The sequence below is a fragment of the Streptomyces sp. DSM 106670 genome, from assembly GCF_055792845.1.
Map to the genome: position 1 here is coordinate 4263979 of NZ_CM147704.1, position 14261 is coordinate 4278239.

14 protein-coding genes and 1 pseudogene are annotated in these 14261 nt (G+C 73.0%); 14 read left to right on the plus strand and 1 reads right to left on the minus strand.

Features of this window, described 5'->3' with window-relative positions; genetic code table 11:
• The first annotated feature begins 253 nt into the window (after nt 1-253).
• The 14 genes and pseudogenes from ACSMXR_RS18880 to ACSMXR_RS18945 all read left to right on the plus strand — a co-directional run.
• Complete coding sequence (locus ACSMXR_RS18880; RefSeq protein WP_473169476.1) at nt 254-1840, plus strand: phage tail sheath family protein; 1587 nt, start codon at nt 254-256, stop codon at nt 1838-1840.
• Between the two features lie 125 nt (nt 1841-1965).
• Nucleotides 1966-2409, plus strand: coding sequence for a phage tail protein (locus tag ACSMXR_RS18885; protein WP_030075899.1), 444 nt, complete (start codon nt 1966-1968; stop codon nt 2407-2409).
• The gene (locus tag ACSMXR_RS18890; RefSeq protein ID WP_381846882.1) at nt 2409-2870 is read left to right on the plus strand and encodes a hypothetical protein; all 462 of its coding nucleotides are present in this window, start codon (nt 2409-2411) and stop codon (nt 2868-2870) included. The genes ACSMXR_RS18885 and ACSMXR_RS18890 overlap by 1 nt, the downstream gene beginning before the upstream one ends.
• Nucleotides 2867-3010, plus strand: coding sequence for a DUF6760 family protein (locus ACSMXR_RS18895; protein WP_018099790.1), 144 nt, complete (start codon nt 2867-2869; stop codon nt 3008-3010). Before ACSMXR_RS18890 ends, ACSMXR_RS18895 begins: the two co-directional genes overlap by 4 nt.
• 1234 nt (nt 3011-4244) lie before the next feature.
• Nucleotides 4245-4814, plus strand: a complete 570-nt coding sequence (locus ACSMXR_RS18900) for a hypothetical protein (RefSeq protein ID WP_473169477.1) — start codon at nt 4245-4247, stop codon at nt 4812-4814.
• Nucleotides 4815-4859: 45 nt separating this feature from the next.
• Nucleotides 4860-5297 (plus strand): phage tail protein, encoded by a 438-nt coding sequence (locus tag ACSMXR_RS18905; protein WP_030575685.1) that lies wholly within the window; start codon nt 4860-4862, stop codon nt 5295-5297.
• Between the two features lie 5 nt (nt 5298-5302).
• Complete coding sequence (locus ACSMXR_RS18910; protein WP_473169478.1) at nt 5303-6163, plus strand: CIS tube protein; 861 nt, start codon at nt 5303-5305, stop codon at nt 6161-6163.
• On the plus strand, nt 6163-8127 hold the full coding sequence (locus ACSMXR_RS18915) for a VgrG-related protein (protein ID WP_473169479.1): 1965 nt from the start codon (nt 6163-6165) through the stop codon (nt 8125-8127). The genes ACSMXR_RS18910 and ACSMXR_RS18915 overlap by 1 nt, the downstream gene beginning before the upstream one ends.
• Nucleotides 8128-8172: 45 nt before the next feature.
• Complete coding sequence (locus ACSMXR_RS18920) at nt 8173-8463, plus strand: PAAR domain-containing protein (protein ID WP_137229658.1); 291 nt, start codon at nt 8173-8175, stop codon at nt 8461-8463.
• Between the two features lie 9 nt (nt 8464-8472).
• Nucleotides 8473-8913, plus strand: a complete 441-nt coding sequence (locus ACSMXR_RS18925) for a GPW/gp25 family protein (protein WP_137229660.1) — start codon at nt 8473-8475, stop codon at nt 8911-8913.
• Nucleotides 8914-8944: 31 nt separating this feature from the next.
• Entirely contained in the window at nt 8945-10924 is a 1980-nt protein-coding gene (locus tag ACSMXR_RS18930; protein ID WP_364886027.1) for a putative baseplate assembly protein, read from the plus strand.
• 4 nt (nt 10925-10928) lie between these two features.
• A complete protein-coding gene (locus ACSMXR_RS18935) occupies nt 10929-11507 on the plus strand; it encodes a phage tail protein (RefSeq protein ID WP_473169480.1) in 579 nt (192 codons plus the stop codon).
• Nucleotides 11508-12247: 740 nt separating this feature from the next.
• On the plus strand, nt 12248-12988 hold the full coding sequence (locus ACSMXR_RS18940) for an NADase-type glycan-binding domain-containing protein (RefSeq protein WP_473169481.1): 741 nt from the start codon (nt 12248-12250) through the stop codon (nt 12986-12988).
• A gap of 156 nt (nt 12989-13144) precedes the next feature.
• Nucleotides 13145-13432: pseudogene (locus ACSMXR_RS18945) on the plus strand (transposase family protein); the annotation flags it as partial.
• Nucleotides 13433-13469: 37 nt separating this feature from the next.
• Here ACSMXR_RS18945 and ACSMXR_RS18950 read toward each other — a convergent pair.
• Nucleotides 13470-14066 (minus strand): hypothetical protein, encoded by a 597-nt coding sequence (locus tag ACSMXR_RS18950; RefSeq protein WP_473169482.1) that lies wholly within the window; start codon nt 14064-14066, stop codon nt 13470-13472.
• Nucleotides 14067-14261 lie beyond the last annotated feature (195 nt).

Here is a 14261-nt window from a genome sequence, read left to right on the forward strand (position 1 = left end):
CACCGTGCCGGGGAATCCCGTGGCGTACGCAGCGCGCGCGGTCCGCGTACGGGGCAGGGCGGGGCGGCACCCGTGGCGCGGTCGCGTTGCCTCATCGGGCAGCCCTCCGTGCGCGGCAGGGCGGCCGACCGTCCGTTCCCGGTGATCGCTGCCGTGGCGAGAATGGCCCGCGTCACCCGGTCGAGCGTCGAGCAGTGTGCCGAGCAGCGTTGTGCCCAGCAGTGCGCCCAGGAGTGTGTCGAGGAGAGGCCCTATGCCGTCGTACCTGTCCCCCGGCGTCTACGTCGAAGAGGTCGAGTCCGGATCCCGGCCGATCGAAGGGGTGGGCACCTCGGTCGCCGCCTTCGTCGGCTTCGCCCAGAAGGGCCCCTTCGACGAGCCGACGCTGATCACGAACTGGAGCCAGTTCGTCGCCACCTTCGGCGACTTCGTCGACGGCACCTACCTCGCGTCCGCCGTCTACGGTTTCTTCGCCAACGGTGGCGGGGTCTGTTACGTCGTACGCATCGGCGACGGCACGGTGGCGGCGGGCGGCCAGGAGGGCCAGGACGACCAGGACGGCGAGGGCGCCTCAGGGAAAGGCCGGGAGGCCGGGGAACTGCCCGTCGGCGCCGAGGTCCGGGTCGGCCCGTACGCCGTACGCCCCCGGCCCGGCGTCAGCGGCGAGATCAGTGTGGAGGTCGCGCCGGTGGAGGGCGACGATCCGCCCGCCGACGTCTTCCGCTTCCTCGTGAAGCGCGACGGCCAGGTCGTCGAGACGTACCCCTCCGTCACCACCAAGCGCAGCAAGGACAACGTCGCCACCCGCGTCAACGCCAAGTCCGAGCTGATCGAGGTACGGGAGTCGGGGCGTGGCGCCGCACCCGCCCCGCCCGAGCCGCAGACGGTGACCCTCGCCCCGGCGGCCCCCGCCGCCGGCGGTTCCGGTGCGATGGCCCCCGAGGTGTACGTCGGTGACGCCGACCGGCGTACGGGGATCGGCGGCCTCGAAGCGGTCGACGAGGTCACCATGATCGCCGTGCCCGACCTGATGAGCGCGTACGAACGCGGGCTTCTGGACCTGGAGTCGGTCGTCGCCGTCCAGCAAGGGCTCATCTCGCACTGCGAGTTGATGGGCGACCGGGTGGCCATCCTCGACCCGCCGCCCGGCCTCACCCCGCAGCAGATACGCGGCTGGCGCACCGGGCAGGCCAACTTCGACTCCAAGTACGCCACGCTCTACTACCCGTGGATCAGCGTCGCCGACCCCGCGTCGGGCCGCGCCACCCTCGTACCGCCCAGCGGGCACATCGCCGGGGTGTGGGCGCGCAACGACGACACGCGCGGGGTGCACAAGGCCCCGGCGAACGAGGTCGTCCGGGGGGCCGTCGCACTGGCGACCCAGCTCACCAAGGGCGAGCACGACCTGCTCAACCCGATCGGGCTGAACTGCATCCGGTCCTTCCCCGGGCGGGGCATCCGGGTGTGGGGCGCGCGCACGCTCGCCTCCGACCCGGCCTGGCGCTATCTGAACGTCCGGCGGCTCTTCAACTACCTGGAGGAGTCGATCCTGGCCGGTACGCAGTGGGTCGTCTTCGAGCCCAACGACGACGCCCTGTGGGCGCGTGTCCGGCGCACGGTCTCGGCGTTCCTGGTCAACGAGTGGCGCAAGGGTTCGCTGTTCGGGCTGACCCCCGAGGAGGCGTTCTACGTGAAGTGCGACCGCGAGACGAACCCGCCGGAGAGCATCGACGCGGGACAGGTCATCTGCGAGATCGGGGTCGCCCCCGTCAAACCGGCCGAGTTCGTCGTGTTCCGGCTCTCCCAGCTGACCGGCGGCAGCGGCGGTGTCGACGAATGACCGGCCGCCCAGAACGCGTTGACCGTCGGCCCGGCCATCGGGCATCCGCCGTTGACCGTCTTCCGCCGGTCCCCGGTCCCCGGCCGTTGACAGCCCGTTCCTGAGCCTGGCGTAAGGAGTCTGCTGTGCCACTTCCCGATCTCGACAGTTCCGTCGGGCATTCCTTCGGCCTCGAATTCGACAGCGTCATCATCAAGCAGATCACCGAGGTCAGTGGTCTGAAGATGGAGCAGGACGTCATCGAGCTGAAGCAGAACACCGCCGACGGCAAGTACGCCATCAAGAAGCTGCCCGGCCGCCCCAAGGCCGGCGAGGTCACGGTGACGCGCGGCCTCACCGAGGACAACAGCTTCGAGCGGTGGATCAAGGACTCGCGGTTCGGCCGGATGACGAACGCCCGTCGCAACGGCGCGGTCATCGTCTACGACTACGAGGGCATGCCGATCAAGCGCTACAAGCTCATCAACGCCTGGCCGAAGTCCCTGGAGATCGGCACGCTCAAGGCCGGTGACACCTCGGTGCTGACGGAGAAGCTGGCGATCACCTACGAGAGCATGGAACTCGACTGATGCGCCGCTCGGTCCAGTTCCAGAGCCCGGAGCAGGTCGAGGCCGCGGCGGCGGCCGGAGGGCGGAGCGGCTCCGCGCGCCAACAGGAGCCGATGCGCACGGAGTTCGGGTTCGAGCTGCCGCGCGGTTACGTCGACGAGGCGGGGACCGTCCACCGTACGGGCGTCATGCGCCTCGCCACCGCCCGCGACGAGCTGGTCCCGCTGCGGGACGACCGCGTGCGGGAGAACTCGGCCTATCTGTCGGTGATCCTCATATCCCGGGTCGTCACCCGCATCGGCACCGTCGAGGACATCCACCCGGGCGTCATCGAGGACCTGTTCGCCTCCGATCTCGCCTTCCTCCAGGACTTCTACCGCCGGATCAACGCCGAGGGCCACACCCGCGCCGCCGTCACCTGCCCGTCCTGCGACGAGGAGTTCGCGGTGAATCTCGCCGGTGGCCGCCTGGGGGAATCGTGACGTACGCGGCCGACCTGCTCTACGAGGAGGTCGCGTACCTCGCCTACCACTTCCACTGGCCGCTGGACGATCTGCTGGACCTGGAACATCCGGAACGCCTGAAGTTCGTCGCGCAGGTCGCCCGCCTCAACGGGCAGTAGTCGGAGAGGACGAAGGTTCATGGGGCTGATGTCCTGGCTGCGGGGTGACCGCGGCCGTGCCCGCGCCGGCGATGTGCCCGCGCCGGTACCCGGCCCGGCGGTGGCCGATCGTGGCGACCGTGTCGACGTGAACCGGCTGGAGCCGCTCCAGCGGATGGTTTCCGGGCAGCAACTCACGCTGTCACCTGCGGAGTTCGAGGCATCGCTCACCACGCGGCAGGACACGGTGCTCGGGACGCCGCTGGGGCATGTGGTGAGCCCTGACGCCCCGAGTGGGCTGGTGCGGGGCGTCGGTGTCGCGGAGCCCGGCCCTTCGCCGTCGTCGCTGCCGTCACCTTCGCCGTCGTCGCCGGTCGCGGCTCAGCGGTCCGTGGAGATGCCGCTGCGGGGGGCGGTGACGCATGTCGGCCGGGCGGGTGGGGGCGAGGCCCTGCTTGCGCGGGGGCCCGAGGTGTCGGGGGCGGAGCCCGGACCCGGACCCGTATCCGTACCTGTGCAGCGTCTTTACGGGGATGAGGGCTCGGGTCTGACCTCCGTCTCCGGGGGTGGTGAGGAGTTGCCCGTGCGTCGGCTGGTGGGTGAGCGGGCCGTCGTGCCGGAGTCCTCTTCTTCCTCTTCTCCTCCTCCTTCTACGTCGGTTCCGCCGCCTGATCCGGCCGCTCCGGCTGCTCCGGCCTCCGGGAGCGTGGGCGTTCAGCGGGCTGCGATGCCGCCGGTGGGGGAGCGGACCCGGCGGGTTCCTGGGCTCGGCGCGCCTCTGCCGGGTCTGCCGCCGACCGCTCAGCGTCGGGCCGCGTCCTCCCCCGAGGCACCGAACGTTTCCGGGGACTCCGCGAGCCAGGTTCCGTCCGCTGCCACCGGCCCTTCCGGCTCCGGTCCGGCAGGGGAAGCCGATGAGCCCGTCGCGCCCTTGCTCGGCGAGGACCCGTTGGTGGGGGCCGGTGCCGCCGATGGCACTGGTGGGACGGGTGATGCGGGTGGCACGGGTGGCACGGGTGGTTCGCTCCAGCGGTCGGTCGGCCCGGCGTCCGCCCCGCCTCCCACCGGCCGGCCCGTCGCCCCGCTCCTGGGTGACCGGCCCCTGGTCCCGCAGAACGTCGACGTACAGCGTGCCGCAGGGCCGGAACCGGATCCGGAATCGGCCGTCGGGGCCGCGCCGAACCCCGCCGTGCCCACCGCGTCGCCCCCCGAGGGCGTCCCGGTCCGGTGGGCCGAGGCGGGGGATGCGGGGCCGATGGCCGGTCCGGGTGTCTCGCTGGGCCCCGCGCCTGTCCGGGCGGCCGCCGCACCCACCGCCGTGAGGCCCTCCGCTCCCTTGCAGCGGCAGGCGGCCGGAGGCCGGCCCCCGGCGCCGCGCTCCCTGCCGGGGCGGCTCCCGGGGGCCCCGCCGGGTTCCGGGCGGGCGCCCTCCCTGCCCTCGTCCGGGGCCGGTGACGTGGCCGTGGCCGCCGGGGTGGCGCAGCGGATGGCCGACGGCAGTGTCGTGTTCAGGGGCGCGCCGGCCTCCGGCACCTCGCGGCCGGTCGTCCAGCGGGAGGCCGAGATCGCGGAGACCGTCGAGGAACCGCCGCCGCCCGAGCCCGAGCCCGTGGACGAACCGGAACCGGAGGACAGCGCGGAGTCCGGGGCCGTGACGGAGACCGGAGGAGCCTCCGAGGCGGCCGGTGCGAAGGACGGCAAGGGGGCTCCCGCCGTCACGGACGAGCTGGTCCGGGCCCTGTACGCCCCGCTCAGCAGGCTCCTCAAGAACGATCTCCGGCTGGAACGCGAACGCGCCGGTCATCTCATCAACACCCGTCACTGAAGGACCGACCGTACGACTGCTCGACCGAACTGAGAGGTACGTGTCATGGCCACCGCCCAGGACAGCGACCCCGCCGTCAGCGTCTGCTTCGTCGTGACCATCGACGACATCGAGCTCGGGTCGTTCAACACGTGCGAGGGCCTCGGCTGTGAAGTGGTCCTCGAAACCCGCGAGGAGGGCGGCAACAACGGTCATCTGTGGCAGCTGCCGACCCGGCTGAAGTACTCCAACGTGAAGCTGTCGCGTCCGCTCACCCGGGAGACGGAGAAGGTGGCGCGCTGGTTCGCCACGATGACCACCGGGTTCAGCAGGAAGACCGCGCACATCGAGGCGCGTACGGGCGACGGTCACAAGGTGGCCCAGTGGGGGCTGCTGGAGGTCGTGCCCGTGCGGTGGACCGGGCCTTCGTTCACGCCCGAGTCGCCGAAGGTCGCGATGGAGACGATCGAGATCGCCCACCACGGTTACGTGATGGAGGGCTGAGCGCGATGAGCGGTGCGGGTCCCATCGCGTTCAGCGCGGCCGGTACGTCGGGGGTGGCCTCGGCGGCGAAGGGCGGTTCGGCGCGGCCCAAGCTGGAGCACGCCTACCTGGAGCTGCGCACCCCGCCGACCGGGGGCGGGCTGACGCCCGGCGGGCCGTGCGGGCGGATCGACTTCCAGTTCAACCCCAAGGAGCTGAGCCTGACCAAGGCGGCTTCCTGGAAGCGGAGTCCGGCGAAGGGGGCGAAGAGTTCGGGGCCGCCGGAGTACCAGGGCTCGCAGCCCAGCAAGCTGACCGTGGAGATGTTCTTCGACGCCAGTGACACCCAGGACACTCGGGTCGTCACCTCGGTGGAGCAGCTCTTCGCGTGCTGCGTGCCGACGGACGAGACCCGGCAGCAGCAGCGGTCGTCCCCGCCGTGGGTCGTCTTCCACTGGGGCGGGCTGACCGGCTTTCCCGGGTACGTCAGCCAAGTCGCCGCCAAATACACGCTGTTCACGACGTCCGGGGTGCCGATCCGGGCGGTCTGCCAGGTCACCATGGAGGAGATCAGCGGCGAGACGCCTGGCCAGAACCCGACCTCGGGCGCGCTGGCCGCCCGGCGCGTCCACCGCGTCGGCTCGGGCGACTCGCTGCCCTCGCTCGCCCACCGGGAGTACGGGGATCCAGCGGCCTGGCGGGTGATCGCCGAGGCGAACGGGATCGACGACCCGCTCCGGCTCGCCCCCGGCACCCAGCTCCTGCTGCCCGCCCTGGACGAGCTGGCCCGGCTCAGGGGCGATGCGGGTCGGGAGGCCGGCGGGGCGGCGGCGGCCGGCCGCCGGGGCAGGGGCCGGGACAGGGCCCTGGACCGGGGGCGGGGCTGATGGCGCAGCAGGGGGTTTCCACGGCGCTGACGGTGGAGTTCGGCGGTACGCCGCTGCCCGCGAAGTTCGTGAACACGCTGGTCGAGGGCTATGTCGACGACAGCCGTACGCTCCCCGACCTGTTCCTGCTGCGGTTCCGGGACCCCGACCGGGTGCTGCTGGAACAGGCCGGGCTGAAGATCGGCACCGAGGCCCGGCTGCTGGCCCGCGCGGGCGGCGGCACCGCCCCGAAGCCACTGCTGGAAGGGGTCGTCACGGCGCTGGAGGTGGAGCTCGACGAGTCCGGCACGTTCACCGTCGTACGCGGGCTCGACGAGTCGCACCGGCTGTTCCGGGGGCGGCGCGTGGCCAGCTACCAGAACATGACCCTCGCCGACATCTGCGGCCAGGTCGCCCAGCGCGCCGGGCTGAAACCGGGCCCGGTCGACATCGCCGGACCCGTACTGGAGCACATCGCCCAACCCAACGTCACCGACTGGGAGTTCGTGCGCGGCCTCGCGGAGGAGGCGGGCGCGCAGGCGTACGTACGGGACGGGCAGCTCCACATCACGAAACCGGCCGAGGCGGGCGGCGCACCCGACCCCTCGGCCCGCGCCGAACGCGACCCGCTCGTCCTGGAGTTGGGCAGCAATCTGCTCCGCTGCCGGGCCGGGGTATCGGCCGCTGAGCAGGTCTCCGAGGTGGAGGTGCGCGGCTGGGACGTCCAGGCGAAGCAGCCGCTGGTGGGCCGGGCCCCGGCGGGCGCGTCGTCGACGCTGGAGCTGGGGGTGACGGCGGCGGAGGTGTCGGAACCGTTCGGCGAGGCCCGGTTCGTGGTGACGGACGCGGCGTACGGGGCGCAGGCCCAGGTCGACCAGGCGGCGAAGGCGCTGGCGGAGCGGATCGCCGGGTCGTTCGCGGAGCTGGAGGCGGTGATCCGGGGCAATCCGGAGGTGCGGGCGGGCAGCGCGGTGGCGCTGAACGCGGTGGGCGCGCCCTTCGAGGGCCGGTACACGGTGACGACCTCGCGCCATGTCTTCGACGCCGTACGCGGGTACGAGACCTGGATCACCGTGTCGGGGCAGCAGGAGCGGTCGCTGTACGGGCTCACCAACTCGGTTTCCGGCAGTGCTGGTTCACGGTGTGCGGGGCTGGTGAGCGGGACGGTGACGGACACGCAGGATCCGGAGGGCTCGGGGCGGGTCAAGGTCCGGTTCCCGTGGCTGTCCGACGAGTACGCGAGCGACTGGGCGCGTACGGCACAGGCCAACGGGACGGGGGGCGGGGAGGCGTTCATCCCGGAGGTCGGCGACGAGGTGCTGGTCGGCTTCGAGCACGGGCATCTGGACCGGCCGTACGTCCTGGCGGGTCTGTACAACGGGCAGGACCGGCCGGGCGGCGGCGGGGGAGGAGGCGGTGCGGGCGGTGCGGGCGGTGCGGGCGGTGCAGGCGGTGCGGGCGTGGGTGCCGCGGCCGGCGCCGCGGGCGGCTCAGGAGAAGCGGGAGGCGGCGGTGGCGGGGGCGAACTCGTCGATCCCACCAGCGGTGCCGTGAACCGCCGCGCCTTCGCGTCCAAGAGCGGAAACCAGCTGGAGCTGCTGGACGCCGCGAACGGCCCGCAGGGCGTCCGGCTCCGCACCGGCGACGGCAAGCTCACCATCGACCTCGACCGCAAGGGCACCGCCATCGTCATCGGCAGCGACGGCAGCGTGACGATCGAGGCCAAGGAGCAGGTCTCCATCCGGGCGGCCGACGGCGTGGCCCTGGACGCCGGGCGTGGGTCGCTCGAACTGGCCGGTGAAAGCGTCACGTTGACCGCGCGGAACGGGGTCTCCGTCGACGGCGGCACCGGAAAGGTCGGCGTCACGGCCCAGGGCTCGGTGGAGGTGCGGGGCGGTGAGGTCACGGTCGACGGCAGTCGCCGTACGGAGATCAGGAGCGGCGGCACGGTGAGCGTCAACGCACCGATGGTCAAGCTCAACTGACGGTAGATCAGTCCACCAGGGAGAGTAGAGAGAGGAGTGCACAGCATGTCCGACGCACCTGCCGCTCCGGCGGCCCGGGTCGGCGATCCCACCGGCCACCCCGGCACGGTCGGGCCGCCCGGAGTCCTGTCCGTGCTCATCGGCGGGAAGCCCGCCGCCACCGTCGGGACCGCCCACCTGTGCTCCTCGCCCGCCGCCCACCCGCCGACCGTCCTCGCCCCGCCCGGCAGCTCGACGGTGTTCATCGGCGGCCGGCCGGCCGCCCGCGTCGGCGATCTGGCGGGCTGCGGCTCACCGGTGGTGTCCGGCTGCCCGACCGTACTGATCGGCGGGTGAGACGTCACCGTGGGACAGCAATTCATCGGCGCGGGCTGGGCGTTCCCGCCGCGTACGGACGCCACCGGGTCCATCGCCCTGGTGCGCGGCGAACACGAGCTGGAGGAGTCGATCCGGCTGATCCTGGCGACCTCGCCGGGCGAGCGGCCCATGCGGCCGGAGTTCGGCTGCGCGGTCAACGACTATGTGTTCGCCCCGGCGGACGCGGGGACCGCGGGTCAGCTCGCGTACGAGGTGCGGCTCGCGCTGGAGCGCTGGGAGCCCCGGATCGAGGTGACGGAGGTCGTCGTCCGGTTCGACGAGGCGGACAACGGCGTCCTCTACATCGACATCGGCTACACCGTGCGCGGCGCGAACGACCCCCGCAACCTCGTCTTCCCGTTCTACGTGATCCCGCAGCACGCCGAGGCGACCGATCCATCGGCCGAGGACGAGGAGATGGGCGCATGACCCTGCCGGGCCCGCACGAGGGGGCGAGGGCATGACCCTGCCCAGCCCGCATCTGGACGACCGCACCTTCCAGGGCCTGGTCGACGAGGCGAAACGCCTGGTCCAGCAGCGCTGCCCGGAGTGGACCGACCACAACGTCTCGGACCCCGGGGTGACGCTGATCGAGGCGTTCGCGACCATGGTCGACCAGCTCGTCTACCGGGTGAACCGGGTGCCGGAGAAGAGCTATCTCACCTTCCTCGACCTGATCGGGGTGCGGCTCCACCCGCCGACCGCCGCCCACACCGAGGTGACGTTCCGGCTCTCCGCGCCGCGCCCGGAACCGGTGCTGGTGCGCGCCGGTACGGAGGTCGCCACCGTGCGTACGGAGACGGAGGAGGCGGTCGTCTTCACCACCTCCGAGCCGCTCTCCATCGTGCCGTGTGCCTTCGCCCACCTGGCCACCTGGCCCTCGCCCGGGGAGGCCGTCGACCGGACGGAGGAGCTGACGCTCGGCCGGGACGTGCCCGTGTTCGGGGCGACGCCCGCGCCGGGCGACTGCCTGTACGTCGGCCTGTCGGCCGCCGTGCCCGCGGGCGTACTGGCGCTGCGCCTGGACTGCACGGTGGACGGCGTCGGCGTGGACCCGGCGCGGCCGCCGATCCTCTGGGAGGCCTGGGACGGGGCCAGTTGGGCGGTCTGCGAGGTGGAGAAGGACGACACCGGCGGCTTCAACCGGTCCGGCGAGCTGATCCTCCACCTGCCGAGGACCCATGTCCCGGCGGCCGTCGTCGGCCGCACCGGGGGCTGGCTGCGCTGCCGGCTGATCGAGGCGGAGCCGGGGCAGCCGACGTACATGGCCCCGCCGGTCGTCCGGGGGATCACCGCGTTCACCATCGGCGCGACGGTCGCCGCCGAGCACGCCGAGACCGTCACGGACGAGGTGCTGGGCCAGGCGGAGGGCGTGCCGGGGCAGGTGTTCCGGCTGGCCCGGCCGCCGGTGGTGCCGGGGGAGTTCGTGGTCGAGGTGACCGACCCGGCCGCCGCCGACACCGCGAGCGGCGGCTCCGACATCACCCGCTGGACCCGGGTCGACGACTTCGCGCACTCCGACCCCGAGGACCGGCACGTCACGCTCGACCCGAACGAGGGCCGCGTCGAGTTCGGCCCCGCCGTACGCGAACGGGACGGCTCCGTACGGCATTACGGCCGCGTCCCGGTCAAGGGCGCGACGGTCCGGGTCCGTTCGTACCGTACGGGCGGCGGGCTGCGCGGCAACGTCGCCCGCTCCACGCTCCGCGTCCTGCGCAGCGCGATCCCGTACGTCGCCCGGGTCGAGAACCGCCGGCCGGCGCTCGGGGGCGTGGACGGCGAGAGCGTTGACAGCGCCCGGGTGCGCGGGCCGATGACCCTGCGCACCCTGCACCGGGCGGTGGTCCCGCACGACTACGAACTCCTCGCCCGCGAGATCGCCCCGGACGCGGCCCGGGTCCACTGCATCCGGGCCGGTACGGAGGACGGCTCGGCCGACGCGGGCGGGGTGCGGCTGCTGGTCGTGCCCGCCGGGAGCGGCGACGAGCAGGGCCGGATCGAGTTCGACGAGCTGATCCCGCCCGCGAACACGCTCGCCCTGATCGCCGGACACCTGGACGCCCGGCGGCCGATCGGGGCCCGGCTGGTCGTCGAGCCGCCGTTCTACCAGGGCGTCACCGTCGTCGCGCTGGTCCAGGCGGAGCGCGGGGCGGTCGCGGAGAAGGTCCGCGAGAGCGCGCTGGCCGCGCTGTACGGGTACTTCAACCCGCTCACCGGCGGGCCGGCCGGGGACGGCTGGCCGTTCGGCAGGCCCGTCCAGTCCGGCGAGGCGTTCGCCGTGCTGCAACGGGTGCCGGGGGTCGACCTGGTGGAGGACGTACGGCTGTACCGGGCCGACCCGGTCACCGGTGAACGCACCGACGCCACCGCGAAGATCCCGCTGGACCCGCACGCGCTGGTCTTCAGCTACGAGCACCAGCTCCGGGTGAGGGGGGCCTGAGCCGATGCGCAGCGGAATCCCGGGGCTGCCGACCCCGCACCCCTTGATCGACCAACTCCCTTCCGTCTACCTGGAACAGGACTTCCTCCAGCGCTTCCTGGCCGCGCTGGACGACGTCCTGGCTCCCGTCCTCCTCTCCATCGACAACCTGCCCGCGCACCTGGACCCGCGCAGCGCCCCCGACGACTTCCTCGACTGGCTGGCCCAGTGGGTGGCCGTCGACCCCCACGAGGACAGCCCGCCGGAACTGCGCCGGGCGGCGGTGCGCGGCGCGGTCACCCGGCACGCCCGGCGCGGCACGGCGGGCGGCCTGGCGGAGGCGCTCCGGCTGGAGACCGGCACGGAACCGGAGATCGTCGAGAGCGGCGGCACGGCCTGGTCGACCCGCCCCCACACCGCGCTGCCCGGCCAGGACCGCCCTTGGGTGACCATCCGGATCCGGGCGACGGGGGACGGCGGGGCGGGCGGCGGTGGAGCCGGCAGCGGTGGGGCCGGGGCGGGGCGGCTGGACCGGGTGCGGCTGGAGGAGCTGATCGGCGCGGAGGTCCCGGCGCACGTCGGATTCACCCTGGAGCTGCTGTGATCTGCGACGAGTGCGGCCGACGGAACCCACCGGGACGGGAGTTCTGCGTGGCGTGCGAGGCGTTCCTGGGGTGGGAGGAGGAGCCTTCGCCGCCGGTGGGGCCTTCGTCGCCTGCGGTGTCCCCGTCGCCTGCGCAGGGCACGAGGCCTGCGGGGGGCGCGCGGCCGGCGGAAGGCGTGCCGCCTGTGGGGGGCGCGGGGACTGCCGAGGGCGCGCGGCCTGCGGGAGGCGCGCGGCCTGTACCTGCCGGGCCGCCCGCACAGAGCGCGCCGCCCGCACAGAACGCCCCGCAGCATGTGCCGAGCGCGCCTGCGGGGCCCCCGTCGCCTGCGGGGCCGCCCGTCCGGAACGTGCCGCCTCCGCGGAGTACGCCCGCCGGGCCGCCCGCGCCGAATACGCCCGCCGGGCCGCCCGTTCCCGCCGCGCCCACCCCCGTAGCAACGTCCGAGCCGCCCCCCGCACCGCCGACAAGGCCTGCTCCCCCTCCCGTAACACCACCCCCGCCCCCGCCCGCCGCACCACCTCCGACCCCCTTCGTGACGCCGCCCGCGCCCGCCCCCGTGGCCTCGCCCGCGCCCATGCCCGTAACGGCTCCCCTGCCCCCGCCGACGCAACCGGAGGCGGCCGCTCCCCGGCGGCCGGGCGAAGGTTCGCCCGGTCCGGCGCCCGGCCCGGACGCATGGCCGGACGACGGGCGGCGGCAGTCGGCCGAGTCCGCGCGCCCGGACCGCCCGGAGCCCGTGGGCGCGCCGGTGGTCTGCCCCAACTGCCGTACGGAGAACGCCCCGGACCGCACCCTGTGCATCCGCTGCGCCCTGCTCCTGGACCCCGGCCCCGCCCCGGAGGGCCGGCCGTCGTGGTGGCGGCGGATCCTGCGCCGACGCCCCCGGCAGGCGCGCGTGGCGGGGGCGCGGCCGCGGCGCGGGTGGCGGCGGCCGAGGGTCGGGCTGCCCCTCGTGCTGATCCTGCTGGCGGTGGGCGTCTGGTTCGCACTGCCGCATCTCTCGGGCCTGTTCGGCTTCGCCAAGGAGGAGACCGGAACCCCGGAGTCCGTGCCACCGGCCGCCTGCCAGGGCTCCAGCGAGGCGGACGGGCACCCGGCGTCGGCGGCGGTCGACGGGTTCAACAACCGTTACTGGGCACCGAAGAAGACCGGTGAGGGCATCGGCGAGCACCTGGAGTGCGCCTTCGCGCAGCCGGTACGGATGATGAAGATCGTGGTGTTTTCCGGGACGTCGGCGCGCCAGGACGAGTTCCTGACGCAGGGCCGCCCGGCGCGGCTGACGGTGGAGCTGACGTCGAAGGACGGGAAGAAGACGGCCCGCACGATCCGGCTGCGCGACCAGGCGGGCCAGCAGACGTTCGACATACGGGGTTCGGACACGGTACGGGCCCGGCTCACGGTCGACGCGGCGTACGGCTCGGGGGAGGACCGGCGTACGGCGGTGGCGGAGATCGAGTTCTTCGGGCGGCGGGAGTGAACAGGGTCGGCGCAGGATCTTCAAGCCACTCAGACCTGGTTGCATGAGGTCGTGACCAAGGGGCAGACCAACTACACCGCCGCCCGTGCAGCCGTGCTGCGTGGCTGGAGGGGCGGGCTGATGATCACGCCCGCCGGTCCGTCGCCGCAGGGCACGATCGACGTGCCCCCGGTCGTACTGTTCGGGCTGTCCGGAAATGTGGCCGTGCAGTGCAACGGCTTTCGCCACCCGGTCAAGAAGCCCGCAGGCGGCATACTGACCGAGGCCCAGCAGACCTACAACAAGGTCATCCGGGGTGTCCACGGCGTATGCGAACGCGCCAACTCTCTGCTCAAGACCACCTTCAAGGCTCTGCGCCGGGCCAGCCTCGACCCCGGCCGCATCACGAAGATCGCCGCTGCAGCCCTCGTCCTGCTCCAACTCGAGTATGGCCGAGCCATCTGAACGATCACGCAACGTCCCGATCCATTACTGGGAAGGCTCACTGCCCGCCGAGTCGGAGCACAACAGCCACGTACAGGCTCACAGACACCGTCAGAGGCAGAAAGCTGAGAAGCGTGTGGACGACGAGACCTTGCCCCGGGGTAAGGCCGAGAAGGGCCCGGGCCGCACGGCTCACCCGGGGCCCGGGGACACCCCGCGCGGCGTTCGCGTCCGCTTCCTCGATCGCTCGTCGCAGCTTCCTGCGGCTTCTCTCGGTCGTGATGCCGAGGCGCACACCATGGGCGTCGCGCACCACGAGGGCGCGGTACGCGCCGCCGTACGAGAAGGTCGTCAGTAGCCGGACCGTGGTGATTCGGCTCAGGTCGACGGACCGTTCGCCGGTCAGGGTGCGCGCGGTCAGGCTCGACGACGAATGCCGGAACGGGGCCTGCTCCTCGCACAGTGCGGGGAGGAGGACGAAGCCGACGATCCCGCACAGCAGGCCGAGCACGATCGGTGTGCCTTCGGGGACCGCCCCCGTCCGGGCCAGTCCGTAGCCGCCGAAGGGCAGCAGAAGGACCGTCACCGCCAGGCCCGATCCCATACGCGCACGGGCCACGCTGCGGGCCGCGACCGCTTCCACTGTTGCTTCCACCGAACACCCCCCCGTTTCTGCCGGCAGGCACCATCATCCATGCGCGGCAGGGTCTTGCCGCATTGCCGATGTCCGGCAATCTTCGGCTCGGGATCCGCCGGGACAGAGCCTCACCAGGTTGCATCCGCTCGGTTCCCCGAAGGGCATCTGCCTGCTCCCTCGATCTTCGTGGAGAAGCTCCTGGTGGCGCTGGCC